The sequence below is a fragment of the Sphingomonas sp. URHD0057 genome, from assembly GCF_000620665.1.
Taxonomy (GTDB): domain Bacteria; phylum Pseudomonadota; class Alphaproteobacteria; order Sphingomonadales; family Sphingomonadaceae; genus Sphingomicrobium.
Map to the genome: position 1 here is coordinate 77137 of NZ_JIAU01000005.1, position 25192 is coordinate 102328.

Below are 25192 nucleotides of genomic sequence, written 5' to 3' on the forward strand. Positions count from 1 at the left end.
AGTGGCCACCGATGAAAGCGGCGAAATGCCTAAAACGGACGGGAGTTTTCATTGTCGTCCATCCTAGAACGGACGGACGATGACCAGCACGACGATTAGCGCCGCGGCGACGCCGGGAATCTCGTTGATCATCCGCACCGCCTTGCCCGACAGCGGGCGCTGACCATTGGCCAGCTTCTTGCCGTAGGCGCCGAGCCAGCCCTGGTAGGCGCTGAGCGCGATTACCAGCGCCAGCTTGGCGTGGAACCAGCCCTGGCTCCAGGCATCCCCGTTGAACGCCAGCATCAGGCCCAGGACCCACACCAGCAGCATCGCCGGGGTCAGGATAATCGAGCGAACGCGAGCTTCGCGCTCGATCCACGCACGGTCCTCGGGGGAGCCGACGGCCGTTTCCTGGTGATAGACGTAGAAGCGAGGAAGTAGAAACAGCCCGGCCATCCAGAAGATGACGAAGGTGACGTGCGCCGCTTTCACCCACAGATAAGCGGGGCCGAGAAATCCCGTCAGCTCTGTCACTTTGTCCCCTTCACCTGGGCGAGAAGCTCCTCGACATGCGCGACCGGCGTGTCCTGGAGGATCCCATGCCCGAGGTTGAAGATGTGAGGACGCCCGGCGAATGCGTCAAGGACGCGGCCCACCGCGGCCTGAAGTGTTTCGCCTCCTGCGACGAGCGCCAATGGGTCGAGATTGCCTTGCACCGGCAGGTCTTCCGGTAACTCTTTCGCCGCCCACACCGGATCGACGGTTTCGTCGAGTCCGAGCGCGGTAATTCCCGTCTCCCGGGCATAAGCGCGCAGCTTGCCGCCGGCGCCTTTAGGAAAGCCTATGATGGGTAGATCCGGATGCCTGGCGCGGATGGCGTCGACCAACCGCGCGGTCGGGACAATCACCCATTGCTCGAATTGAGCTGGGGACAAGCTCCCGGCCCAGCTGTCGAACAGTTGCACCACTTCGACGCCGGCTTCGACCTGCCCGAGCAAATAATCGACGGTGACGTCCTCGATGCGCCGGATGATCGCCTCGAATCGCGCGGGATCGCTATAGGCGAGGCGGCGGGTCTCGGCCTGGTCGCGGCTTCCCTGGCCGGCCGCCATATAGGTGGCGACGGTCCACGGGCTTCCGGCAAAACCGATCAGCGTCTTCGTCCGATCGAGCGCCGCTTTCACCTTGCGGACCGTGTCATAGATTGGGTCGAGCCGCGCCGGGAACGGATTTAGATCCTCGATTGCCGTCTCGGCCAGGATCGGCGACAGGCGAGGTCCTTCGCCGGCGATGAAGGTCAGGTTCTGGCCCAAAGCGAAGGGAACGATCAGGATGTCGGAGAACAGGATCGCGGCATCGAGCTGAGGAAACCGCTTCAGCGGCTGAAGCGTGATCTCTGCAGCGGCGTCGCTGTCATAGACCAGGTCGAGGAAGCTGCCTTTGTCCTGACGCAGCTGGCGGTACTCGGGCAGGTAGCGCCCGGCCTGGCGCATCAGCCATATCGGCGGAGGGCTCAAAGCCTGTCCGCGCAGCACGGCGAGCAAAGGCTTGCCCGCCTGCCTGTTCGAAGGATCCGCAGGCTTACGGGACACCCCTCTTCTCTCCTTTATTATATTTAGAATCTAAAGATTGATGTTGTAGTTGGGCGTGGGAGAGCGGGGTTTAGGCAAGCATCCCGAAATTGCCAACAAGCGGACGGGACCGCGGCTCTCGGCGAATGCGCGAGTCGGTCCGAGTCCCACCCGTGATTCACAGTCTGGGGATGAATTTCGTCCCCGTGGATGAATCCTTGGAATGATCGCGGCGACCGTGGAACGCTATCCGCGTTGAGCCTACCCCCATGTCCGCGCTACGGCTGCACGCGGTCTTTTCCACAAGGTTGTTCGATTGGCCCTGATCCTTGCTTCGACCAGCATCATAAGGCGCCAGATGCTCGACGCGGCCGGGGTCCAGTACCGGGCCGAGCGACCGGAAGTCGACGAGGCGGCGGTCAAGGCGCGCCTCGATGATCCAGAGCAAGTCGTGGGGGAACTGGCTGCTCTCAAGGCGTGCAGCATTGGCGGCGCGGATTGGGCGATCGGCAGCGATAGCGTCGTTAGTGTCGACGGCTGCCCGTTCGACAAGCCCGCCGACCGTGACCAAGCCGAGGAGCATTTGCGCTTCTTCTCCGGCAAGACGATGCTCCTGACCAGCGCGGTAGCGTTGGCGCGAGATGGCGCGGTCGACTGGCATTGCATCGATTGTGCAAAGCTCGAGGTGCGATCGCTCTCCGACGATTTCATCCATTTCTATCTCGATGCCGAATGGCCCGAGGTCGGCTATTGCGTCGGCGTGTTCCGGCTGGAGGGCCGCGGCGTGCAATTGTTCGACCGCATCGACGGCAATTATTTCACGATCCTCGGGATGCCCCTGCTGCCTTTGCTTGGAGCGCTTCGAGAGCGCGGGCTGGTGCCGCGATGATCAGAATCGCGCTCACCGGCTCGATCGGCATGGGCAAGTCGACCGTCGCCAGGATGTTCGAGAAGGCGGGCGTTCCGGTGTTCGACGCCGACGCCGTCGTGCGGCAGCTGCAAGGGTCCGGCGGCGCGCTGGTCGAGGCGATCGCTGCCCGCTTTCCCGAGACGGTTGAAGGCGGCGTGCTCGATCGCGAGCGTCTTGCGCGCGCGGTGCTTGGCCGTCCCGACGAACTCGCTGCGCTCGAGACGATCGTTCATCCCGCGGTTCGGGCCGCGCGAGACTCATTCGTTGAAGACCATAGCGATGCTCGAGCCCTACTGTTCGAGATCCCGCTGTTGTTCGAGACCGGCCAGGAGGATGAGTTCGACAAGGTCGTCGTTGTTTCGGCGCCTCTCGGCGTGCAGCGCGGCCGGGTGCTCGAGCGCGCCGGCATGACCGCCGAAAAGCTCGACGCGATCCTGCGCCGCCAGGTTCCCGACGAGGATAAGAGGCCGCGCGCCGACTTCGTCGTCGACACCGGCGCGGACCTATCCACAACTGAAAGCGAAGTTCGCGAAATCCTTGCTTGTCTCGGACTTGCCGACCGAAGATAGTTTCGCCCATGCGGGAAATCGTTTTCGATACCGAGACCACGGGTCTGAACCCGGCGGGCGGCGACCGCATGGTTGAGATCGGCTGCGTCGAGGTCTTCAATCGGGTTGAGACGGGGCGCCACTTCCACGCTTACTTCAATCCCGAGCGCGACATGCCGTTCGAGGCGCAGGAAGTGCACGGCCTCAGTAACCTGTTCCTGTCGGACAAGCCGCGCTTCTTCGAGCGCGCCGAAGAGCTGCTCGATTTCATCGAGGACTCGCCGCTGGTCGCGCACAATGCGGGATTCGATTTCGGCTTCCTCAACTCCGAGCTCGAGCGCTGCGGTCGCCTCCCGGTCGGCCTGCGTCGCATGGTCGACACCTTGATGCTGGCGCGATCCAGGCATCCGGGCGCGAAGCATAGCCTCGATGCGTTGTGCGTCCGCTTCGGCATCGACCGCAGCCATCGCGTGAAGCATGGGGCGCTGCTCGACGCTCAGCTCCTCGCGCAGGTCTATGTCGAGCTTACCGGCGGGCGGCAGATCGGGCTCGGCCTGGTTGCCGACACCGTCAGCGTCATGGTGCCGATGGGCGCGCGGCCGGTCATTGCTCGGCCACCGCGGCCGGCCCGTCCGCATTTTGCCGCGGCGGAGGAACTTGAGCGTCACCGCGCGTTTATCTCCCGACTCGTCGAGCCTTTGTGGGCGCGCTTCGCACCCGCCGGTTGACGCGAGGATCGGGCCGGTTCTAAGCGGCCCGCCGTACAGTGGAGGAGGCTCAGCCACGTGGATATCCGGGTTGCGGGCCATCAGGTCGATACCGGCGAGACCTTGCGTGATCATGCCCAGCGCCGGGTTTCCGAAATCACCGAAAAATATTTCGCCAGGTCGGTCGGCGCGAACGTGACGTTCGGTCGCGGGCCGAACAACGATTACACGTGCGACATTGTCGCGCCGGTCGTGCAGGGGGTCGTGCTCAAGGCTTCGTATAGCGCGCGGACGGCCGAAATGGCCTTCAACGGGGCGGCGGACCGGATCGAAAAGCAGCTGCGCCGCTACACCAACCGGCTGAAGGACCATAAGGGCGACGAGACCGCTCAGGCCTATGTCGAGAACGCGGGATATACGGTCTTCTCAGCGCCGGCCGATGCTCAGGCCGAGGGCGCCGATAACCCAACCGTCATTGCCGAGACGCGCGTCGACATTCCCGAGGCTAGCGTGTCCGATGCCGTGATGCTGATGGACTTGAGAAACACCGGCGCCCTGCTGTTCAGGAACTCGGGGACCGGCGAGTTCAACATGATCTACCGTCGTGAGGACGGAAACATCGGCTGGGTCGAACCCCGCGCCACCTGATTATCATTCCATTGCCGGCGGCCAATCGTGCTAGTGGCCGCAGCCCGTGACGAGTTCCGCGATGCAGCTTGCCGATTTTCTCGATTTCGACGCGATCAAGACTGCGCTTCCGGGCGGCAGCAAGCGTTCGCTGCTTCAGCAGCTGGCAAATCTAGCGGCGCAGCGGCTGGGCCAGGACGCCGGTGTGATTCTGGCCAGCCTCACCGAACGCGAGCAGCTTGGCTCGACCGGGTTTGGGCAGGGCGTTGCGATCCCCCACGGGAAGATCGAGGGCCTCGGCCGGATCTACGGCCTGTTCGCGCGGCTTGCCGAGCCGGTCGATTATAAGTCGATCGACGCCCGGCCGGTCGATCTCGTGTTCCTTCTCCTGTCGCCGCCCGATGCCGGCGCCGAGCATTTGAAGGCCCTGGCGGCGGTCAGCCGGGTGACGCGCAACATGGCCACGCTCGAAAAAATGCGCGGCGCGAGAAGCCGCGATGCCCTGGCCGCAGTGCTGCTCGGGGCTGACGAACGTGACGCCGCCTGACGCTGACTGACGCCTCGTGAGCGCGGACCGGCTGCCGACCCACGTCGAGGTTGCAGGCATCCTTCGCCGCACCTCGGCGAGCGGTGATTTCGCGACCATCGTGAGGAAAGGTGACCCGGACCGCGGCGCGCTCCTTCTCGTCATCACCAGCCGCGGCCGGCACATCGCCTTCCTCGAGCGCACCTTGTCGGTGGGCGGCGATTATCGCTGGCACAGCATCGGACCGGCCGAATCGCCGGATTCCGATAAGGTTGCTGACTTCCTCGGAAAGCGGGCACGCTTCGACGAGGATTCCTGGGCAATCGAACTGGACATCGCGGAGCCTGAACGGTTCATCGCTGAAACGACCTCCACGGGTTGACCCCGTGTGCCGGGCGGCGGAAACCCGGCCAACAACAAGAGCGGGGGGCATTCTTGCACGGGAATATTCCGGGGGAATGCCACGCGAGACGGGTAACTGCCAAAAGGGCACGCGGAAGTATTCGCATAGTAAATGCGCTCCTTTCTCCGGCGGTTGACCGCACAGAATTGGCTCAACTTTTGATTTCTTTTCGTTCAGCGCTGCTGACTTGCATTGCGCTTACCGCCGGGACATTTGCCCCGGCGCAGGCTGGACCTTCGACGGAGCCCTTGATTCCGGTCGACAGCGCCAGCCTTCCCAAGATCGCGGTTCCCGACTTGCTGGCCCCCGAGGCCGAGCCGGAACTTGCCGCTCCAGACGAGCAACCGAGCAATTCGGACGCTTCCACTGGCGACTCCGCCGACATTGCGGACGTGCAGCCGACCGGCGACCTCGCTTCCATGGTCGCGCAGCTTCGCTCGGCGGATGCCGGGAGCCGCGAGCTCGATTGCCTTGCGACCGGCGTCTATTTCGAAGCCAAGAGCGAACCCCTCGCGGGCCAGCTTGCCGTCGGCCAGGTCATCGCCAACCGCGCGCAAAGCGGTGGGCGCTTCCCGGCCACCTACTGCGGCGTCCTGTTCCAGCGCGGCCAATTCTCTTTCGTGCACGGCGGCCACATGCCCTCGGTGCCGCATGCCAACCGGCAGTGGCAGACGGCGGTCGCGATCGCCAAGATCGTCGATCGGGACCTGAAAGAGTCGAATGTGGGCAATGCCTTGTTCTTCCACGCCCGCTACGTCTCGCCGGGCTGGCGGATGAAGCGCGTGGCGTCGATCGGCAACCACGTCTTCTACCGCTAGGGCCTAGCGGACGAGTTAACGACGGGCGGGCTTCGGCTCGCCCGTTTTCCTTTGCGGTGTTGTCGATTTGTTCTAGTTCTTCCGAGTGGCAACTCAACTCGATTCGCGATGTTTTACCGACGCTCCGCCAATCGCGGGTGAAGTCGCGCGCGGGGTGACCCGCCTGTTCTGCCGCCAGGACCTGTTCGCGGTGTGCGAAATGCCGCTTCCCAACGGCCGCCGCGCCGATTTGATGGCGATCGACGCCAAGGGCGCGCTGACGATCGTCGAAATCAAGGTCGCCAAGGCGGACCTGCTCGGCGACGGGAAATGGCTCGATTATCTCGATTATTGCGATCGCTTCTTCTGGGCAGTGCCGCCGCACCTCGCCCGAATCCTCGAGGAGGAGCGCTACTTGCCCGGCCAGGTGGGGCTGATTGTCGCGGACCGTTACGATGCCGCGGTGATTCGCGAGGCGGTCCCGCGGCCGATGGCGCCGGCGAGGCGCAAGGCAGAACTGCTGCACTTTGCGCGCCGCGCCGCGCGGCGCCTGTCGGCGCAGGTCGATCCGTCGCTCGGCGACTCCAATTAGGCGCTATTTGCCGGAAGCCGTCGGCTTGGGTTTCTTCGCTTCGATCAACTGGAGAATCTGTCGCCCGCGGTTGTCGCGCACCGCATAATCGCGCGCCGAATAGCCGGCGAGCGAATCCTGCTTGTCGGGGTTGGCGCCGCGTTCGAGGAGGAGCCGGACGATTTGAGGCCGCCGCTGCTGGACGGCGACGATCAACGGCGTCTCTCCGCCCTTGTTGGAACCATCAACCTTCGCGCCGAGATCGAGCAGCCAGCCAACCGCGTCTTCGAAGCCGACCCGAGCGGCGGCGATGAGGGGCGTATCGCCACCCTGGCCGCCAAGGTTCACATCGGCGCCGTTCTTCAGCAGAAACCCGGTCCAGTTTTCATCGCTCCGCGAGATGGCAATGATCAAGCCGGTGTCGCCCTGTCCGTTGCGGGTGTTGACGATGCCCGGCGGATTGTCGGCGAGGAGCTGCGTCGCCTTGTCGCCGTTGCGCTCTTCGACGGCGTGGATGAAATCGTAGCCCTTGGTCGTCAGCTGCTGCGCGGCAATCGGCGCCGCGATCGCGGCCAGCACCGCCGCAACCGTTGCAAATCTCAATTTCTTCACAGACTTAACCCTCACGCCCCGCCTTGATCGCGGGGCAATAGCAGAGCAAGGGTGGCCTTGTCATGAACCGGCCCGCACCGTTCTGGGAAAAGCCTTTGTCCGCGCTCGACCACGGCGAGTGGGAGGCGCTGTGCGACGGTTGCGGACGCTGCTGCGTGCACAAGATCGAGGACGAGGAAACCGGGCTTCTCTATCCGACGAACGTCGCCTGCAAGCTGCTCGACCGGCGCAACGGCCGATGCCTCGACTACAAGCACCGCATGAAGCTGGTCAGCGATTGCGTCCGGCTCGATCGCGCCAACCTGGCGGCGCTCGACTGGCTACCGGATACTTGCGCCTATCGCCTCCGCGCGGCGGGAGAACGGCTGCGCGATTGGCATTATCTGATTTCCGGCAGCCGCGAGACGGTTCACGAAGCGGGCCAGTCGACGCGCGGCTGGACGGTGAGCGAAGAGGATGCGGGGGAGCTCGAATGGCATGTGGTCGACCGCCCGCTCTGAAGACCTCGGTGTCGGCCTTCCCGTCCCGATCGAGATCCGCGTCGTCCGCAGCGCGCGCCGGCTGAGGCTGCGCTTCGACGAGGTCCAGGGCACGCTGAAGTTGACCTGCCCGCCGCGCACCACCCGGCGCGCCGCGCTGGCCTGGGCGCTCGACCAGCGCGACTGGATCGACCGTCAGCTGGCCCGGGCAGCGCCGTTCGAGCCGTTCGCGCCTGGGGCGCCAGTTCCAATTGAGGGGGCAGAGACCGAAATCCGGTGGCAGCCGGAACTGCCGCGGACTCCGGCTCTGATCGAGGGTGAGCTGCGCTGCGGCGGACCCCAAGAGAGTGTCCCGCGCCGCATCGAGACATGGCTGAAGAAACATGCGCTGGAGATCATGTCGCGCGACGTCGCGGAATATGCCGCGGCGGCCGGTGTCACGGTTCGCTCGGTGGCGGTCGGCGATGCCGGAACGCGCTGGGGAAGTTGCTCGTCGGATGCCCGCATCCGTCTCAGCTGGAGGCTGATCCTCGCTCCACCGGAGGTCCGCCGATATGTGGCCGCGCATGAGGTCGCGCACCTCAAGCACATGAATCACGGACCCGAGTTCAAAGCGTTCGAAGCGACATTGTTCGGGCCCGGGCTGGCCCAGGCCAAGGCGCAGTTACGGCGTCTCGGACCGCGGCTCCGACGGATCGGCCGGGGCTAGCGGATCGGGCTGACGCGGCTGCGGCGGGGGCTGCGGTCGAGACGGATACTGGTTCGCCGGCCGTTGCTGGGGTGGGAAAGCCTGATCGAGCTCCTGTTGCGAGGGCTCGCCGGTGCCATCGGGACGAACCATCGGCTGCTGCTGTGGCAGGCCCTGGTCGGCTGGAGGCATTCCGATCGGCATGCCATTTTCGTCGACCATCGGCTGAATGGCGTTGGCGTCGACCGCCATGTCGCCGAACATCTCTTCTTCCGGAGTCAGCTGCCAATCGGGAATCGGTACCTGGGTCTCGAACTGCTCGACCGGCCGGTTGGCAACCGCGATCGTCATGAAGTCGTGGAAGGCGCGGGCCGGGGCGGTGCCGCCCTGCAGCCCACGAACCATGCGGGCATCGTCGCGGCCCATCCACACGCCGGTGGTGAGCCCGCTCGAAAAGCCGACGAACCAGCCGTCCTTGTTGGACTGGGTGGTGCCGGTCTTGCCCGCGACCGGGCGGCCGATCTGCGCCGCGCGTCCGGTGCCGGTGAGCACGGCGGACTGGAGAAGGTCGGTCATCTCCGCCGCGACCCACGGCGCGACCAATACGCGCTCCTCGCTCGAATCGTGCTGGTAGAGCTGACGCCCGTCCGCGGTCACGACCTTGCGAATGGCATAAGGGGTGACGGCGACCCCCTTGTTGGCGACGGAGGCAAAGGCCCGGGTCATGTCGATCAAGCGGACGTCGCTGGTGCCGAGGACCATCGAGGGGAAGGTCGAGATCGGCGTCGAGATGCCGAACCGTCGCGCCATGTCGGCGATGGTCGAAAAGCCGAGCTGAGCGCCGATCTTGGCGCTGATCGTGTTGATCGATCGCGAAAAGGCCTCGCGCAGGGTGACCGGGCCGAGATTGGTCCGGGTCGAGTTGCGCGGGCTCCAGCCATTGATCGTCACCGGCTCGTCGACGATCGTGTCGGTCGGCTTCATCCCCGATTCGAGCGCGGCGAGGTAAACGAACAGCTTGAACGCGGATCCGGGCTGGCGCTCGGCCTGGGTCGCGCGATTGTAGATCGAATCGACATAGTCCTTGCCGCCGACCATCGCCCGCACCGCGCCGTCGCGGTCGATCGCCACCAGCGCACCTTGCGTACCGGGCGGTGAATTTGCGGCGATCGCCCGATCCGCCGCCACTTGCATGCGCGGGTCGAGGGTCGTCCACACATCGATCGGGTCCGAAGTCTCGTCGATCAGCGTATCGAGCTGGGGCAGCGCCCAATCGGTGAAATAGCGGACGCTATTGTTGTTCGTCGTCTGTTGGATGCGAACCGTCGCCGGGTCGACGGCGGCGGCGTCCGACGGGTTGATGAAGCCGTTCTTGGCCATGGTCTGGAGAACGACTGCGGAGCGGGTGCGCGCAGCCTCGATGTCGGCGGTCGGCGAGTAGTTCGACGGTGCCTTGACCAGACCGGCAATGATCGCGGCTTCGCCGAGACTCAAATGATCGGCGCCATGGCCGAAAAACTTCCTCGAGGCGGCATCAATGCCATAAGCGCCGCCGCCGAAGTAGACGCGGTTGAGATACAGCTCGAGGATCTGGTTCTTTGAGAATTTGCGTTCGAGCGCCAAAGCGAGGACCGCTTCCTTGACCTTGCGCACGAAGCTGCGGTTGTTGGTCAGGAAGATGTTGCGCGCGAGCTGCTGGGTGATCGTCGAGGTCGCACTGACTCGGCGATTCTTGACCACTGCGGCGCTGATCGCGCGGCCGATGCCGATCGGATCGACGCCGATGTGCGACCGAAAGCGCCGGTCCTCGGTCGAGATCATGGCCGCGCGCATCTCCGGCGGGATCTGGTCGTAGGGCAGCCACTTCCCGAAGCTCGGGCCGACCGCGACAAGCACCTGGCCATTGGCGGCGCGGACGCGGATCATCTGCCCGAGATTGGTGCGCTTGGTCAGCGTGCCGTAGCTCGGCAGATAGGCGGTGGCGACCGCGACCGCGACGATCAGCGCCAGCAGACCGAGCACGGCCGCATAGGCGAGGCCCTTGATCACCGACATGAAGGTAGAGCCACCCGATCCGGGGCTTGAGCGTTTAGGGGCCATTTAGGGGCGAGGGATAGAAAGCCAGACGCGGCTGGACAATAGCTGAGGCAAATGGTGTCGGTCCTTTATCTCCTCCGGTCTGGTCGAACGACGGTTAGCGGCGGATTAACCCCGTTTTAGCCAGTCTCGGGTAGGGATCGCGCAATGGCCCGCTTTCTCATCGCAGCAGCCGTCGGATTGGCCGCGGCTCCGCCGGCGCAGGCGCAATGCCGCCTGTGCGGCACGCCGGTCACTACGCGAGCGGACGATGCCGCCGATCAGCGCGTGACCGTCGAAGTTGAAACGAACATCAACTTTGATCGCCTGATCGTCCTTGGAAGCAGCGCCGGCAATGCCGAAATCCGGCCGGACGGATCGCGGTTCGCCGAGGGGGCCGTCACGGCGGTTGGCCCGCGCGCGATGGTTGGCACGGCCATCTTGCATGGCGAGCCCAATCGCTCGGTTCGAGTTAACCTGCCGCCGCGGATCCAGCTCTATTCGCTGAGCGGCGGTGAGATTGCGTTCGATCAGGTGACCAGCGACCTGCCGCCGATGCCGCGCCTCGATGCCAGCGGCCTGCTGAGCTTTCGTTTCGGCGGCCGGATTCACCTCAGCGGCGATGCCGACGGTGACTATCGAGGCGACCTGCCGATCACCGCTGAATATCAGTAATTCGGTATAGCTCCGTAACGAATAGCTAACTCCGCATTAACCATAAGCATGCGCGAAGCGGTAAGCGATCAAGGTTAATGCCGCGCCAAGCATAAGCTCGGAGTGCCGACCGTGAGAATGCAATTGTGGACCAGGATTCTGCTAAGGACAGTGCTCGTCTCCGCGGCATGTGCGCTCGCGGTGACCCCAGCGCTGGCCGTCGGTCCCAATCAAAACTCGACCGCCACCGCGAAGATCGTCAAACCCCTCACGCTGACCTGGGTGCAGGACCTCGACCTGGGCACGATCGTGCTTGGGACCGGGACGTGGCCGACAACGGCCATCGCCATCACCAGCGCCGGCATTTTCAGCTGCGGCAGCACCAACGTCACCTGCTCCGGGGCGACCAAGCCGGCCCAGTACAAAGTCACCGGAACCAATAACCAGCGGGTCTTCATCACCGCGCCCAACGTCACGCTGACCAACCAGACCGACAGCACCAAGACGCTGCTTTTGACAGTCAACAACCCGGGCTTCGTCGACCTCGCAAATTCGGGATCGGTCGGCGTTACCTTCGGGCTGGGGGGGGCGATCGGCGTGGACTCGGCAACGACCGATGGAACCTACACCGGCCAATTCAACGTCACCGTCAATTATTGAGCCGGCCAGGCGTGAGGGGTCATGGTTGACCGAAAATCAACCATTCCAATTGTAACCCGCAGAGCTCGAGCACGTCCGCCTCGACGACGAAGGGACTATCGTGCGTCGTCATAGCCTGACCATCATCGCTGGATTGGCTAGCGCCCTGGTCGGCGCGGCGCCGGCGTGCGCGGCCGCGGGCGGCGTCGCCACCGTCAACGCCAGTGTGGTCAAACCGCTGGTCCTGACCTGGCTTCAGGATCTCGACCTCGGCACCATCATCCTCGGGCCGGGAAGCTGGTCGAGCGCAACCATCGGCATCTCGCGCGCTGGGGCGTTCAGCTGCCCAAGCGCGAACGTCACCTGCTCGGGCGCGACCAAGGCGGCCAAATACAACGTCAGCGGCTCGAACCGCGAGGTCGTCCACATCACCGCGCCCAACGTCACTTTGGTCAATCAGAGCGATGCGACCAAGACGCTGACCCTGGTGGTCGATAATCCCGGAAGCGTCACGCTCACCAATTCGGGTCCTCCGGGACTCGATTTCTCGCTCGGCGGATCGATCACCGTGAGCTCGACCACGGCGGGCGGTACCTATTCGGGCACGTTCAACGTCACCGTCGACTATTAAGCCCGCATTTTTCGCGGTTTCCCGAAGTTTCAACACTCATGGTTGACCGAAAATCAACCATTCCGGAGCAAGACGAAGGCGATCGCTCCGTATCGGAGCAAAGTGGGGAATCGCCGATATGAAACTGTGGACCAAGCCGATCGCTGCGGCTGCCGCCATCGCCGCGCCGCTGATCGCATTCGCTGCCCCGGCCCAGGCCGGCGTCGGCGATCTGCTGGTTGCGCCGACCCGGCTCGTGCTCGACGGCCGCAAGGGCGCCGAGATCATCCTCAACAATATCGGGGACGAGCCGGCTGTGTATCGGATCTCCGTCGATTTCCGCCGCATGCACGAAGATGGTACGCTCGAGGAGGTCGTCCAGCCGACCGCGGCCGACCAGAGCGCCGCGGACATGATCATTTACGCGCCGCGCCGGGTGACTCTCGCGCCGCACGAACCGCAGGCGATCCGGATCGCGGCGCGCCCGCCGCAGGGCCTGCCCGACGGCGAATATCGCGTGCACTTGCTGTTCCGGGCGATCCCGCCGGCAACGCCGGTCGTCCAGGCCGCTGCAGCCGCTCAGCCTGAAAAGGGCCTGAAGTTTGAGCTGATCCCGGTTTACGGAGTCACCATCCCCGTCATCGTCCGTCTCGGCAATCTCCAGGCGACGGCCGGCATCGCCAACGTCCATCTCGACAGGAACGACGGAAATTCCGCGGTTTCTCTGGATCTTAGCCGCGTCGGGCAGCGCTCGACCTTCGGGGAGGTCCGTGTTCTGAAGCCCGGCCGCAAGGACCCCATCGCGCTTCAGAAGGCGGTCGCGGTCTATACCGAGATCGGCACCCGCCACGTCACCCTGCCGGTTGACGCGGCCTACAAGGGCGACCTCGCCGGGCCGGTCACGGTCCAGTATGTGGAGACCGGGGACGACGGCTCCCATGTGCTCGCCGAAACCCAGGCAGTGCTGCGTTAAGCGAGGCGCGAGGCTTCAGAGATCCTCCCGATGTTCGGTCGCGGCCAATGGCTGCGCAGGGCTTCGCTGCTGCTCGCGCTATGTGCCGGGGCCGTCGGGGCCTCCGCGCCCGCACCCACGCCCAGCGCCGTCGGATGGGCCGCCGACCCGGACGACCAGTTCCTTCTTGACGTCAACATCCGCCAGCTGAAGCTCGGCGACGGCGTCCGCGCCTACAATGCGCCCGACGGCACCTGTGTCGTCTTAGGCGACTTTTTGACGACGCTCGACGTGCCGATGAAGATCGATCTGGCCGGGAAGAAGGCGAGCGGCTGGGCATTCACCGAGAAGAACCGGATTTCGATCGACTATGCGGCGATGACCGCGGCGTATGGCGGCAAGAGCGAAGCGATCGCCCCCGGGACCATCCGCGAAACGCCCGACGGCTGGTGCGTCCAGACCAGCGCTCTCGCCCGCTGGTTCGGAATCGGCGTAAAGCCGGTCACCGCCGGTTCGGTGCTGGTGCTTCAATCGGAGGCCAAGCTTCCGGTCGAGCTGGCGATCGAGCGGCAACGGCGCGCGCAGCACATCCGCCCGGCCAGCTTCGACCTCAAGAGCCTGCCCCAGGTCCGCGTTCCCTATCGCATGTGGCGCACCCCGGCGCTCGACTTCGTCGTCAGCGCCGGCGTCACCTACCGCGCAAGCGACGGCGTCCGGGTCGATCGCCAGAGCTCGATCTATGCCGCGGGAGAGCTCGCGCGCTTGTCGTACAATGCGCAAATCACGACCAACGTTAAGGGCAAGCCGCGGACATTGCGCTTCAGCGCCTACCGCTCCGATCCCGACGGCACTCTGCTGGGGCCCGTGAAGGCAACGCACTTCGGCTTCGGCGATGTCGAGGGGTTCGACAGCGGCCTCACCGGCACGGTTGCCAGCGGGCGCGGCGCGGTGATCACCAATCGGCCGCTGACGGTCCGCGCCGCGTTCGACCGCACTCGTTTCGAAGGCGACCTGCCGTCGGGCTGGGAGGCGGAGATCTACCGCAACGGCGAGCTGCTGGGCTTCGCCAAGCCGAGTGCCGGTCAGCGCTATGTCTTTGACGATGTTCAACTTCTGTACGGTGAGAACCGGGTTCAAATCATCCTCTATGGCCCCCAGGGACAGGTCCGCACGCGCGACGAGCTGATCGATATCGGCAAGGACAATGTGCCGGCCGGCAAGACCTGGTATTGGGCCGGCTTCAACCAGCCCGGCCGCGATGTTCTGACGATCGAGAAGCCGCCCGACGGGATCGTCCTGCCCACAGCGCAGGCGACGGCATCCGTGGAGCATGGCATCACCGACCGGACGTCGGTCGGTGCGCTCGCGCGCATGATGCTCATCGACGACCAGCGGCTGACCTTCATCGAGGCCAATGTCCGCCATTCGATCGGCGCCGCGCTGATCGAGGTCGGCGCTGCGCGCGAATCGAACGGCGGCACGGCTGCCCATGCCCAGCTGCTGGGCCGGGTGGGCCCGGTCAACGTCAGCGCCGAGGCGCTTCTTGCAAACGATTTTCATTTGCAGGGAGGGCGCCTAGGGAATCTTCGCGATTTCCGCGTGACCGCTGATCTTCCGGTGAAGCTGGGCAAGATCATCGTGCCCGCGCATGCCGACGTCCATTACACCGACCGGCGCGACGGGACGAAGCAGCTCGACGCGGCGGCGCGGCTGGCGGCCAATCTCAACCGCTTCAACCTCGCCACCGATCTCACCTATCGGCGCCAGTATCTTGCGTCCGGCCCGGCGCGGCCCGGCGAAGTCAATCTCGGAGTGATCGGCACCGGCCGGTTCCGAAACGTGCGGTTGCGCGCAGCCGCCGATTTCGACGTCGCGCCACGGGGGAAGTTCCGCACCGCGGAGGTCTCGGCCTATTGGAGCGCGTCCGAAAATGTCGATTGGGAAGGTGGGCTGACCTACGATTCCACCATTCATCAGGCGCGCGCCCGGATCAGCCATATTCGCCGCCTCGACACGATGGCAATCGCACTGACGGGCGAGGCGGCGACCGATGGCTCGGTCGCGTTCGGCGTCAACCTCAACTTCTCGCTCGACCCGCGCCGCGGACTCAACCTGTCGCGGCTGCCGCTGGCCCAGGCCGGCGCGGTCCGCGCCACCGTCTATCGCGACCTCAATGACAACGGTTTGCGCGATCCGTCGGAACCGCTGGAGAAAGGCGCGTTGGTCACCACCGGCACGACCCAGATCGCCCGTCCGACCGACGCCCGGGGATCGGTCATTGTCGGCGGCCTCAATCCCTATCAGCCGATCGCCGTCGGCATCGACCAGACCAGCCTCGCCGACCCGATGCTGGTGCCGAAGGAGGCGCTCCAGGTGATCATGCCCCGCCCGGGCGTCCCGGCAGAGGTTCAGATCGGTCTGGTCGGCGGCGGCGACGTCGAGGGCGCGGTGGTCAAAGGTGGCGGGCTCGGGTTCGAAGGCCTCGGCCTCGAGCTGGTCGACGTGTCGGGCAAGGTCGTTGCCACCACGCAAAGCGATTTCGACGGCTCCTTCCTGTTCGAGCGCGTCGCCTACGGTTCCTATACGATCCGCGTCGCGCAATCGTCGGCGACGTCGGCAAAGATCGTCGCTGACCTCGGCGTTACGCTTCAGGTGAGCGCCGAAAAGGCGATCGTGCGGCTTGGCGCGATCCAGGTCCGGCCCGCGCCGGTGATTGCCTCGGTCGGCGGGACCATACCCGGCACACCGTAAAGCTCGATTGGCGAAGGTTTTTCGGATCATTGGTGCGGTCGAGAAGACTCGAACTTCCACGGCCTTTCGGCCACAGCGACCTCAACGCTGCGCGTCTACCAGTTCCGCCACGACCGCACGTCATGAGATGAGCGGGCAGGCCGACGGCCGCCGCTACTGGCAAGGCGCGGCCCCTAGCAAAGCACCCGAGGGCGCGCAATGCCGCCTTGCCCGAGCCCAATCGTGCCATCGCGGGACTCGGCATTAAGACTTTGTTTACCACGCCGCCTGTGGCGCGTTACGACGTCTTATGGTGCTCCTCGCCGCCGCCGCTGTTCTCTCGCAGGCCGAGCTGCCCCGCGCCCCGACGGCAGCGAGCGCGCAGGCGCGCGCGATCGTTCGCGTCATCTCCGGCGTTCGCCTGCGCTTCGACCAGCGAGTGAATGAGAGCGCGCCGCAACTCCGTGATACGATGGTCCGCACTCAGGGCGCGCGACTCCAGCCGGCGAAGCTCATCGAATTCGAGTAGGTTCAGGCCCGCGGCGAGCCGAGGCTGATGGTCAGCTCGTCGCCGCCGGGCGGCACATTGACCTCGGCGCTGTTGAAGCTTGCGCTTCCGCCGGCGGGCAGCGTTCGAGCGGGCGGCGCGATCGTCCAGCTGTAGACGACCTTGCCCGCCTTGCTCCGGAGCTGCGCCTGGATCGCCGGCACATCCTGCTCCTTCGAGGTGGGGTTGATCACCCGACCGGTCACGGTCAGCAATTCGTTGCCGCTTTCGAGCTGCTGACGGTCCATGTGGGTCGTCACCAGCGCCAGTGGGCTGACGCCGGCGGCGCCAAGGCCGACGCGCGCCTTCCATTCAGGAGGAGCAAGGAACCAAAAAGCCGCGGCGAGCGCGGCGATAACCAGCGCGATGAGTAGGATCGTCAGCAGCGGCCGGCGCCGCCGCGGCTCGGTCTCGTCCGCAGCAGCGAACGGGCTGAAGCTGTCGTCGGCGGCCTCGGCCTCGGGTGGAGTGTCCCAACCGGCGGGCGCAGCCGACTGCTCGGCAATTTGGCCGGGGAGTTCCGCGTCAGACAGCTCAACCGGAAGGTCGGATTCGGCCGGTGCCGATTCGGCGTCCGCTTCCCCAAGGACGGATTCCTCGTACGCGCGCTGCTCGGCTTCCGGGCCGCTCCGCGGCTCGATCAGCGTCGCTTCGGCAAGGCTCTCCTCGTCGGAATCCACGGGTGCCGCACCGTCGTCGATCGGCGTATCGAGCTCGAGGTCCTCGGGATCCTGGTGCCAGCTATGCTTGCAGGCGGCGCAGCGAACCTGGCGTCCTCCGGGAGGAATTGCGCCGTCCTTTACGACATATTGGGTGCCGCAGCTCGGGCAGGTCAGGATCATGTTTGCGTAAAAGCCCTCTTCCGGGACGGTTTTCACAGGGTAAACAGGAATGTGACAGCCTTGGCAAGGCGAGCCGCGGGGGCTCGGCGTCGAGGGAGGGCAGAGAAGCTGGAATCGATCGCGGAATTCGACAGCGTCGGCCTGCGCTACGGCACGGGCGCCGAAGTGCTGCGCGATCTCGACTTCCGCCTCGCGAACGGCGGCTTCTATTTCCTGACCGGCCCATCGGGCGCGGGAAAGACGTCGCTGCTGAAGCTGCTTTATCTCGCGCAACGGCCGACGCGAGGCCGCATCCGGCTGTTCGGCGAGGAATTGACCGAAGCGCCCCGCGACGCTTTGCCCGCCTTCCGCCGCCGGATCGGCGTGGTCTTTCAGGATTTCCGCCTGATCCGCCATTTGTCCGCGTTCGACAATGTTGCGTTGCCGCTGCGCATCGCGGGGTCGAGCGAGGAGCAAGTCGAAGGGCCGGTGCGCGAAATGCTCGCGTGGGTCGGGCTCGGCGATCGCGCCAGCGCGCCGCCGCCGACCCTCTCGGGCGGGGAACAGCAGCGCGTCGCCATCGCCCGCGCGGTCATCAACCGTCCCGATTTGCTCGTGGCCGATGAGCCGACCGGCAACGTCGATGCCGAAATGGCGCACCGCTTGCTGCACCTGTTCACCGCCTTGAACCGGCTCGGCACGACGATCGTCGTGGCGACCCACGATGTCGGCCTGATCAGCGCGACGCCGGGGGCGCAGATGATCCGACTCGAGGGCGGCTCGGTCGTCGACCCGACGGGCAGCCTTCGCAATCCGCCGGCAACTCCGGCTGCCGAGCGGCGGCCATGATGGCCCGCTGGGCGTTCGCGACGGCCGCCGAGCGCCGGCTGCTTGGCAGCGCGCGCTTTCGCGGGCCGACGCCGTGGGTGATCGCGATCATGAGCTTCTCGATCATGATCATCGCGGCGAGCGGCCTCGCTTTGGCCAACACCGCCGGCTTGCTCAGCAGCGCCATAGAGACGCGCTATTCGGTGGAGGTTCCCGCGGGCGGGCGCGATCTCGGCGCCGTGCTTGGGGCGGTGAGGTCGGCTCCCGGGGTGACCTCCGCCGACGCCGTATCCGAAGCCGCGATGCGCCGCACGCTCGAGCGCTGGCTGGGCCCGGAGGCCGCCAATGACCAGCTCCCGGTGCCGGCGCTCATCAACTTCGACGTCCGTCCGAGCACCGATCTCAACCGCATCCGGCAGCTCGTGAGCAAGGTGGCCCCGGATGCAAGGATCGCGGCCCACGAGGAGACGGTGCGCCCGTTGCTGAACTCACTCCGGCTTCTTCAGTGGGTCGCGCTCGGCCTCGTGCTGCTGCTCAGCGGCGCTGCCGCCGCAGCGGTCGTGCTCGCCGCTCGCGGTGCGCTCGACACCAACCGCTCGACGATCGAGATCATGCACGGTGTGGGCGCGACCGACGTCCAGGTCGCCCGCTTGTTTCAGCGCAAGATCGCAATCGATGCCCTCACCGGCAGCCTCGTCGGAGCCGCCGCGGCGACGGTCGTTCTCGTCCTGCTGGCGACGGGAGCCGCGTTTGCCGGGCAACTCACCGGCGGTGCGACGCTGGGCGCAAAGGATTTCGTTATCCTGGCCCTGCTTCCGCTCGCGCTGACGGCGTTGGCGACCTGGGTTGCCCGGGCGGCGGTGCTCGCGGCACTGCGCGAGGCGCTATGATCAGCCGGGCCGTCGCACTGCTGCTATTGATCTACGCGGTCGGGTTCGTGTTGTTCGCGGTCACGCTCGGCAAGGCAGCAGCCGCCGACTCCCCATCGACCGACGCCGCGATTGTGCTGACCGGCGGCCCCGGCCGCATCGAACATTCAATCGATGTGCTGCGTGACCATAAGGCAAAGCGTGTGCTGGTGGCGGGAGCGGACCCATCCGTGACCAAGGCCGACATCGCGCGCCGCATCAAGGGCAGCAACAAGCTCGTCAAATGCTGCGTCGATCTCGGCAGCGAATCGGTCGACACGCGGTCCAATGCCGAGGAAGCCGGACGCTGGCTCGCCAACCGGCATTTCTCGTCGGTGCGGCTGATCACCAGTGACTGGCACATGCGTCGCGCGCGCTACGAATTCCACAAGGTCCTGGGCGACAAATATCGGATCGTGCCCGACGCAGTGCGGTCGGATCCGCGCTTTCTGACGCTGTTTGGCGAGTATAATAAGTATGTGCTCAGGCGCCTCGCGGTCTGGGCCGACATCTGATGGCATGGGCGCGGTCGCTGCTCTACGCGACGCTATTCTATCCGGCGACGGCACTGTGGGTGGTGAGCGGACTCGTTGCTAGCGTGTTCGGGCGGCGGCCGACCCTCGCGGTCGTGATGAGCTGGGTCGGAATGCACAATTGGCTGGCCCGCCACCTGCTTGGCATCCAGACCCGGGTCGAAGGCGCGATTCCCGCGGGGCCGCACCTGATCGCCGTCAAGCACGAGGCGATGTTCGAGACGCTGGAGATGGTGCGGCTGTCGAACGGGCCGGTAATCGTGATCAAGAAAGAGCTGGCCGACATTCCCTTTTTTGGGTGGATGACGCGACGCTACGGCATCATCGCGGTCGAGCGCTCGGCCGGCGCCAGGGCGCTGCGCAGGTTAGTCGAAGAAGCCAGGCAGGCGATTGCCTCGGGCCGCTCCGTGATCATCTATCCCGAGGGAACGCGGGTTCGGGCCGGCGCGACTCCGGAGCTCAAATCGGGTTTTGCCGCCCTCTATCGTGCGCTCGGCCTGCCCGTCGTGCCGGTCGCAGTGGACAGCGGCCGGCTATGGGGGCGCGGCCTCGTCCACCAGCCTGGCACCGTGACGTTCAAGATCGGCGAGACGATCCCGCCCGGCCTCAAGCGCGACGACATCGAGGCGCGGGTCCACCTGGCGATCAACGCGCTGAACTAACTGCGGAGCCGCGCCCCGAGCTTTTCGGCAGCGGCGATGATGCGCCCCGAGATTTGGCCGATTTGCTCGTCTGTAAAACTCTTGTCGATCGGCTGGAGCGTGACCTCGATCGCCAGCGACAGCCCGTCCGCGCCGTCGAAGCGGTCGAACAGCCGAACGTCCGTGATCGCCGCCTTGTCGGTGCCGCGGATCGCGCGGACCAGGCTGTCGGCGGCGAGGTCGGGCGGAACGATGAAGGCGAAGTCCCTGGTGGTGGATTGCAAGGCTGGTGGTGCATACGCTGGCCGCGCCCGGTCGGTCGAGCGCGGCGCCGGGATCGCGTCGAGATAAATCTCTCCGGCCACTGCGCCGGCGGGCGCGTCGAGCTGCCTTTGCAGATTCGGGTGAAGCTCGCCGAAGCTGGCGACGATCGTCTTGGGTCCGAGCCCGAACCGGGCTGAGCGCCCGGGATGCCAGCTGGCGCCCGCATCGGGGAAAATCTGGAGATTTGCGACCGGAGCGCCGGCGGCTTCGAGCAGCTCCAGCACCGCGGCCTTGGCATCGAAAGGGTCAAAGCCTTGCGCCTTCCCGGACTGCCACGCCCGTGCCTGCTTGTGGCCGGCGAGCAGGAAGGTCAGCGTCGGCCGCTCGGCGTTGTCGAGATAGCGGCGCCCGATCTCGAACAGGCGAATCGACGGAGCGCCACGGTCGGTGTTGCGGCGCGCTGCGGCGATCAGGCCCGGAAGCAGGGAGGGCCTCATCACCTTCATGTCCTCGCTGATCGGATTGGCGAGGCGCCACCAGCCGCCGCCGACAGCCTCGGCTTCGGCTTCGGAGATGAAGCTCCAGGTCACCGCTTCGTCGAGGCCGCGGGCGGCGGTGCGGCGGACGCGGCGTTCCATCAGTTGCGATCGCGTCGCCGTCGGCCTGGCCACGCCGGGCGCCCGCTCGAGCGGAGTTGAGGGCACCTCGTCGTAGCCGGTGATCCGCGCCACTTCCTCGACCAGGTCCGCCGGGCCGTCGACGTCACGACGCCAGGTCGGGACCCCAACCTCGTCGCCATCAATCTCGAAACCGAGGCTGGAGAGGATCTCGCGCTGGCGTGCCTCGGGGACCGCGATCCCGCCGAGCGCCTCGGTGCGCGCGTAGTCGAAGGCGATGGTCCGGGGCTCGATCGGCGGCTGGCCTGCGCGCACGACGGCCGACGGCCTTCCGCCGCAGATATCGAGGATAAGCCCGGTCAGGATCGCCAGTCCTTCGTCGAGGAAACCCGGATCGACTCCACGCTCGAAGCGGCTGCGCGCATCGCTGGTGAGGCCGAGCGCCTGGCCCGTCCGGGCAATCCGCTCGGGCGTGAAATAGGCGACCTCGAGCATCACCTCGGTGGTCGTCTCGCTGACGCCCGAATCCTCGCCGCCCATGATGCCGCCGATGTCGTGGACCTGACGGTCGTCGGCGATCACCGTCATGAACGGCTGAAGCGAATATTCCTTCTCGTTCAGCGCCAGCACCTTTTCGCTGGCGCGGGCCGCGCGTGCGGTGAGGCCTCCGTTGAGCTTGGCGATGTCATAGGCATGCGCCGGGCGGCCGTGCTCGAGCATCACATAATTGGTGATGTCGACCAGCGCCGAGATCGGCCGTTGGCCCGCGGCCTTGAGCCGGCGCTGCATCCACTCGGGCGAGGCGCCATTGGCGAGACCAGTGACTGCACGCCCAAAGAACGCGGGACAGCCGCCGGGATCGTCGATGCGCACCGGCACCGGACAATCGAACTCGCCCTCGATCTGCGGCACTGCGAGCGGCTTCAACGCCCCAATGTCCGCTGCCGCAAGATCGCGGGCGATGCCCCGCACGCCCATGCAGTCCTGGCGGTTGGGGGTGACGTTGACGTCGAACACCGGATCATTGAGCGCGGCATAATCGCTGTAGCGCGTCCCGACCGGCGCATCCGCCGGAAGCTCGATGATGCCGCTATGGTCGTCGCCAAGCTCCAGCTCGCGCGCCGAGCACATCATACCGCGCGATTCGACGCCGCGGATCGCGGCGACCTTCAGCGTCATATCGGTGCCCGGGATGTAATCGCCGGGAGCGCCGAACACGCCGACCAAGCCGGCGCGCGCATTGGCCGCGCCGCAGACAACCTGCACCGCGCCGTCTCCGGCATCGACGGTAAGAACCTGGAGCTTGTCCGCCTGCGGGTGTTTCTCCGCGGTCAGCACCCGCGCGATCTTGAACGGGGCGAGCGCCTCGGCGGGGTTGGCGAGGCTTTCGACCTCCAGTCCGATGGCGGTCAGCTTGTCGGCGATCTCTTCGGCGGAAGCATTCGTGTCGAGATGCGCCTTGAGCCAGTCGAGCGAGAATTTCATGCGCCAACCCCCCCGGAAAGGGTCGGCACGTCGAGCGCCTTGAATCCGTAATGCTTGAGCCAGCGGATATCGCCGTCGAAGAACGCGCGGAGGTCGTCCATGCCGTATTTGAGCATCGCCAGCCGGTCGATTCCGCAGCCGAAGGCAAAGCCCTGCCACTCGTCTGGATCGAGGCCGGCATTGGCGATCACGCGGGGATGGACCATGCCGCTTCCGAGCACTTCCATCCATCCCTCACTGCCGCCGACGACGCGGCGGCCCTTCTCCATCGACCAGCCGACGTCGACCTCGGCCGACGGCTCGGTGAACGGGAAATAGCTCGGCCGCATCCTCAGCACGAGATCGTCGCGCTCGAAGAACGCCTTGAGGAAGGTCTCCAGCGTCCACTTGAGGTGGCCGAGCGTGATGTTGCGGTCGAGGACCAGGCCTTCGACCTGGTGGAACATCGGCGTGTGGGTCGCATCGCTGTCGGAACGGTACACACGGCCGGGGGCGATCGTGTAGATCGGCGCGCCATGCACTTCCAACGCGCGGATCTGCACCGGCGAGGTATGCGTGCGGAGGACATATGGCTCATCGCCCGGCGCGCGCGGCTCGAGGTAGAAGGTATCCTGCATCGCGCGGGCCGGATGGTTCTCGGGCATGTTGAGCGCGGTGAAATTGTACCATTGGGTCTCGATCTCGGGCCCTTCGGCGACCGAGAATCCAAGGTCCGCGAAGATCTCGGCAAGCTCGTCCATCACCTGGCTCACCGGATGGACGGTGCCGCTGATGCTGTCTGGCGCAGGCAGCGACAGGTCGACCTTTTCGGTCGCGAGCTTGCGTTCGAGCTCGGCGGATTCGAGTTCGGCTTTGCGGCCTGCGATCGCGTCGGTGACCCGCCCGCGCAGGGCGTGGATTTTCGGGGCCTCCGCGGCGCGGGTTTCCGCGTCCATCCCGCCGAGCGACTTGAGCTTCGCGGTGATTTCGCCCGATTTGCCGAGCAGCGCGACGCGGACCGAATCGAGCGACTGCAGGCTGTCGGCAGCGAGGATCCGGTCGAGCATGGTTTCGGCGTCAGTCACAGCGGCGCTCTAGCAATGCCGCACTGCAAAATGCAAAGGCGGGCACGAAAGGGCTGCTTCAATGACCGATTGGCCCGAACTCGATCCCGCGCGCGATGGCGACACCTTCGCGGTCCTGCATCTCGCGAGCCAGATGCTGGGGAAGATTCGCCTAGCTCATGCGACCTGGCAGAACCACGGCTGGCACCTGACCCTTCGCCCGCGCGCCAACGGCCTGGCCATCCTCCCGGCTCCGGCCTCGCCCGGGCGCAGCTTCGCCCTGACGCTCGACCTGTGCGCGCACGGCATTGCGCTGGCCGTCAGCGATGGCGGGCGCGACCTGGTTCCTTTCGCGGGTCAGACGATCGCGGATATTCACGCGGGGCTGATCGCGATGCTCGACAAGCACGAGCTGCCGTCGGCCTTCAACGGCCGCCCCAACGAGATTGCGGACGCGGTTCGCTTCGCCGACGACCGCGCCGAACGCCGCTACGATGCCGACAGCGCGCGACGCTTGCTGACCGCGCTGCAGCTGGTGGTTCCGATCTTCGACCGCTTCCGCGCCGGCTTCCTCGGCAAAGCCAGCCCGGTCCATTTTTTCTGGGGCAGTTTCGACCTCGCCGTGACTCGTTTCTCCGGCCGTCGCGCACCCGAACATCCCGGCGGGATCCCGGGCTTGCCCGACCGCATCACCCGCGAAGCCTATAGCCACGAAGTATCCAGCGCCGGCTTCTGGCCGGGCGGCGTGACCGCCGTCGATCCGATCTTCTACAGCTACGCGTATCCCGAGCCCGACGGGTTTCGAACGTCGACCATTGCGGGAGGATCGTTCGATGAGACGCTGGGCGAGTTCACCCTGCGCTATGCGGACGTTCGCTCGGCACCGGATCCGCCAGCCATGCTGACCGGCTTTCTCCAGTCCACCTACGATGCGGCCGCCGACCTCGCCCACTGGGACCGCGCCGCCCTCGAGCGCGAGCCGGTGGCGCCATAAGAAAAGGGCGCCGCGATTTCTCGCGACGCCCACCTTGTTCCTTGCTGAGAAGGCTTAAGCCGCCTTCTTCTCCAGCGCGCCCTTCGCTTGCGCGATAATCGCCGAGAACGCTTCGCCCTCGTGCATCGCGATGTCGGCGAGCACCTTGCGGTCGAGCGTCACGCCGGCGAGGTTCAGCGCGTGGATGAACTGGCCGTAGGTCATGCCCTCGGCACGAACCGCGGCGTTGATGCGCTGGATCCACAAAGCGCGGAAGCTCCGCTTCTTCACCTTGCGGTCGCGATAGGCATATTGCCCGGCCTTCTCGACGGCCTGGCGGGCGATCCGGATCGTGTTCTTGCGGCGGCCGTAATAGCCCTTCGCATTCTCCAGGATCCGCTTGTGCTTGGCGCGGGTGGTTACACCCCGTTTGACGCGTGCCATGTCTCG

29 protein-coding genes and 1 tRNA gene are annotated in these 25192 nt (G+C 65.8%); 21 read left to right on the forward strand and 9 right to left on the reverse strand.

Annotation, left to right across the window (positions count from 1 at the left end; genetic code table 11):
* Window positions 1-63: 63 nt before the first annotated feature.
* Together N539_RS0100460 and hemE are read right to left on the reverse strand one after the other, a co-directional pair.
* Window positions 64-516 carry a CopD family protein gene (locus N539_RS0100460; RefSeq protein ID WP_028968668.1) on the reverse strand — a complete coding sequence of 151 codons (453 nt, stop codon included), beginning with the start codon at window positions 514-516 and terminating at the stop codon, window positions 64-66.
* Window positions 513-1574: a uroporphyrinogen decarboxylase gene (gene hemE / locus N539_RS0100465; RefSeq protein WP_051531072.1), complete on the reverse strand. Its 1062-nt coding sequence runs from the start codon at window positions 1572-1574 to the stop codon at window positions 513-515. The genes N539_RS0100460 and hemE overlap by 4 nt, the downstream gene beginning before the upstream one ends.
* 295 nt (window positions 1575-1869) lie before the next feature.
* Between hemE and N539_RS0100470 the strand changes: the two genes are divergently transcribed.
* From N539_RS0100470 to N539_RS0100505, 8 genes are all read left to right on the forward strand, one after another.
* Window positions 1870-2442 carry a Maf family protein gene (locus tag N539_RS0100470; RefSeq protein WP_028968670.1) on the forward strand — a complete coding sequence of 191 codons (573 nt, stop codon included), beginning with the start codon at window positions 1870-1872 and terminating at the stop codon, window positions 2440-2442.
* Window positions 2439-3032: a dephospho-CoA kinase gene (gene coaE, locus N539_RS0100475; RefSeq protein WP_028968671.1), complete on the forward strand. Its 594-nt coding sequence runs from the start codon at window positions 2439-2441 to the stop codon at window positions 3030-3032. The genes N539_RS0100470 and coaE overlap by 4 nt, the downstream gene beginning before the upstream one ends.
* Window positions 3033-3040: 8 nt before the next feature.
* Window positions 3041-3739 carry a DNA polymerase III subunit epsilon gene (gene dnaQ, locus N539_RS0100480; RefSeq protein ID WP_028968672.1) on the forward strand — a complete coding sequence of 233 codons (699 nt, stop codon included), beginning with the start codon at window positions 3041-3043 and terminating at the stop codon, window positions 3737-3739.
* A 57-nt stretch (window positions 3740-3796) separates the two neighbouring features.
* A complete protein-coding gene (gene hpf, locus N539_RS0100485) occupies window positions 3797-4366 on the forward strand; it encodes a ribosome hibernation-promoting factor, HPF/YfiA family (RefSeq protein ID WP_028968673.1) in 570 nt (189 codons plus the stop codon).
* A 46-nt stretch (window positions 4367-4412) separates the two neighbouring features.
* Complete coding sequence (locus N539_RS0100490) at window positions 4413-4892, forward strand: PTS sugar transporter subunit IIA (protein ID WP_028968674.1); 480 nt, start codon at window positions 4413-4415, stop codon at window positions 4890-4892.
* A 16-nt stretch (window positions 4893-4908) separates the two neighbouring features.
* On the forward strand, window positions 4909-5253 hold the full coding sequence (locus N539_RS0100495; protein WP_028968675.1) for a DUF1491 family protein: 345 nt from the start codon (window positions 4909-4911) through the stop codon (window positions 5251-5253).
* A gap of 269 nt (window positions 5254-5522) precedes the next feature.
* Complete coding sequence (locus N539_RS0100500) at window positions 5523-6092, forward strand: cell wall hydrolase (protein ID WP_051531076.1); 570 nt, start codon at window positions 5523-5525, stop codon at window positions 6090-6092.
* Window positions 6093-6177: 85 nt separating this feature from the next.
* Entirely contained in the window at window positions 6178-6663 is a 486-nt protein-coding gene (locus N539_RS0100505; protein WP_028968677.1) for an MmcB family DNA repair protein, read from the forward strand.
* A gap of 3 nt (window positions 6664-6666) precedes the next feature.
* Here the strand turns inward: N539_RS0100505 and N539_RS0100510 are convergent, their stop codons facing one another.
* Window positions 6667-7254, reverse strand: coding sequence for an ankyrin repeat domain-containing protein (locus N539_RS0100510; protein WP_028968678.1), 588 nt, complete (start codon window positions 7252-7254; stop codon window positions 6667-6669).
* Between the two features lie 62 nt (window positions 7255-7316).
* Here N539_RS0100510 and N539_RS0100515 point away from each other — a divergent pair, with 62 nt between their 5' ends.
* Together N539_RS0100515 and N539_RS0100520 are read left to right on the forward strand one after the other, a co-directional pair.
* Window positions 7317-7754: a YcgN family cysteine cluster protein gene (locus N539_RS0100515; protein ID WP_028968679.1), complete on the forward strand. Its 438-nt coding sequence runs from the start codon at window positions 7317-7319 to the stop codon at window positions 7752-7754.
* A complete protein-coding gene (locus tag N539_RS0100520; RefSeq protein WP_028968680.1) occupies window positions 7732-8442 on the forward strand; it encodes a M48 family metallopeptidase in 711 nt (236 codons plus the stop codon). Before N539_RS0100515 ends, N539_RS0100520 begins: the two co-directional genes overlap by 23 nt.
* On the opposite strand, the gene N539_RS14710 is transcribed toward N539_RS0100520, so the two are convergent.
* Entirely contained in the window at window positions 8398-10521 is a 2124-nt protein-coding gene (locus N539_RS14710; protein ID WP_081774109.1) for a PBP1A family penicillin-binding protein, read from the reverse strand. The two genes, N539_RS0100520 and N539_RS14710, sit on opposite strands and share 45 nt — an antisense overlap.
* Before the next feature lie 144 nt (window positions 10522-10665).
* Here N539_RS14710 and N539_RS0100530 point away from each other — a divergent pair, with 144 nt between their 5' ends.
* From N539_RS0100530 to N539_RS0100550, 5 genes are all read left to right on the forward strand, one after another.
* Window positions 10666-11172, forward strand: coding sequence for a DUF4402 domain-containing protein (locus N539_RS0100530; protein WP_028968681.1), 507 nt, complete (start codon window positions 10666-10668; stop codon window positions 11170-11172).
* A 180-nt stretch (window positions 11173-11352) separates the two neighbouring features.
* Complete coding sequence (locus N539_RS0100535; protein ID WP_197018301.1) at window positions 11353-11811, forward strand: DUF4402 domain-containing protein; 459 nt, start codon at window positions 11353-11355, stop codon at window positions 11809-11811.
* A gap of 100 nt (window positions 11812-11911) precedes the next feature.
* Complete coding sequence (locus N539_RS0100540) at window positions 11912-12421, forward strand: DUF4402 domain-containing protein (RefSeq protein WP_197018302.1); 510 nt, start codon at window positions 11912-11914, stop codon at window positions 12419-12421.
* A gap of 118 nt (window positions 12422-12539) precedes the next feature.
* Entirely contained in the window at window positions 12540-13373 is an 834-nt protein-coding gene (locus N539_RS0100545; protein WP_051531081.1) for a fimbrial biogenesis chaperone, read from the forward strand.
* A 30-nt stretch (window positions 13374-13403) separates the two neighbouring features.
* On the forward strand, window positions 13404-16103 hold the full coding sequence (locus N539_RS0100550) for a hypothetical protein (RefSeq protein WP_028968685.1): 2700 nt from the start codon (window positions 13404-13406) through the stop codon (window positions 16101-16103).
* A gap of 30 nt (window positions 16104-16133) precedes the next feature.
* Here N539_RS0100550 and N539_RS0100555 read toward each other — a convergent pair.
* Window positions 16134-16220 (reverse strand) — tRNA-Leu (locus N539_RS0100555).
* Between the two features lie 172 nt (window positions 16221-16392).
* On the opposite strand from N539_RS0100555, the gene N539_RS0100560 reads away from it, so the two are divergent.
* Window positions 16393-16611: a hypothetical protein gene (locus N539_RS0100560; RefSeq protein ID WP_028968686.1), complete on the forward strand. Its 219-nt coding sequence runs from the start codon at window positions 16393-16395 to the stop codon at window positions 16609-16611.
* Window positions 16612-16613: 2 nt separating this feature from the next.
* On the opposite strand, the gene N539_RS0100565 is transcribed toward N539_RS0100560, so the two are convergent.
* Window positions 16614-17471 (reverse strand): zinc-ribbon domain-containing protein, encoded by an 858-nt coding sequence (locus N539_RS0100565; protein WP_156029674.1) that lies wholly within the window; start codon window positions 17469-17471, stop codon window positions 16614-16616.
* Window positions 17472-17579: 108 nt separating this feature from the next.
* Between N539_RS0100565 and ftsE the strand changes: the two genes are divergently transcribed.
* From ftsE to N539_RS0100585, 4 genes are read left to right on the forward strand one after another with little or no spacing between them, the layout of a single operon-like run.
* Window positions 17580-18299, forward strand: coding sequence for a cell division ATP-binding protein FtsE (gene ftsE / locus N539_RS0100570; RefSeq protein ID WP_028968688.1), 720 nt, complete (start codon window positions 17580-17582; stop codon window positions 18297-18299).
* Complete coding sequence (locus tag N539_RS0100575; protein ID WP_028968689.1) at window positions 18299-19168, forward strand: cell division protein FtsX; 870 nt, start codon at window positions 18299-18301, stop codon at window positions 19166-19168. Before ftsE ends, N539_RS0100575 begins: the two co-directional genes overlap by 1 nt.
* Complete coding sequence (locus tag N539_RS0100580; RefSeq protein WP_028968690.1) at window positions 19165-19701, forward strand: YdcF family protein; 537 nt, start codon at window positions 19165-19167, stop codon at window positions 19699-19701. The genes N539_RS0100575 and N539_RS0100580 overlap by 4 nt, the downstream gene beginning before the upstream one ends.
* Window positions 19701-20381 carry a lysophospholipid acyltransferase family protein gene (locus N539_RS0100585; RefSeq protein ID WP_028968691.1) on the forward strand — a complete coding sequence of 227 codons (681 nt, stop codon included), beginning with the start codon at window positions 19701-19703 and terminating at the stop codon, window positions 20379-20381. Before N539_RS0100580 ends, N539_RS0100585 begins: the two co-directional genes overlap by 1 nt.
* Here N539_RS0100585 and pheT read toward each other — a convergent pair.
* Window positions 20378-22726 (reverse strand): phenylalanine--tRNA ligase subunit beta, encoded by a 2349-nt coding sequence (pheT, locus tag N539_RS0100590; RefSeq protein ID WP_028968692.1) that lies wholly within the window; start codon window positions 22724-22726, stop codon window positions 20378-20380. The genes N539_RS0100585 and pheT overlap by 4 nt on opposite strands.
* A complete protein-coding gene (gene pheS / locus N539_RS0100595; protein ID WP_051531084.1) occupies window positions 22723-23772 on the reverse strand; it encodes a phenylalanine--tRNA ligase subunit alpha in 1050 nt (349 codons plus the stop codon). The genes pheT and pheS overlap by 4 nt, the downstream gene beginning before the upstream one ends.
* Before the next feature lie 79 nt (window positions 23773-23851).
* On the opposite strand from pheS, the gene N539_RS0100600 reads away from it, so the two are divergent.
* A complete protein-coding gene (locus N539_RS0100600; protein WP_028968694.1) occupies window positions 23852-24763 on the forward strand; it encodes a DUF5996 family protein in 912 nt (303 codons plus the stop codon).
* 54 nt (window positions 24764-24817) lie between these two features.
* On the opposite strand, the gene rplT is transcribed toward N539_RS0100600, so the two are convergent.
* Window positions 24818-25186: a 50S ribosomal protein L20 gene (gene rplT / locus N539_RS0100605; protein WP_028968695.1), complete on the reverse strand. Its 369-nt coding sequence runs from the start codon at window positions 25184-25186 to the stop codon at window positions 24818-24820.
* Window positions 25187-25192: the final 6 nt, after the last annotated feature.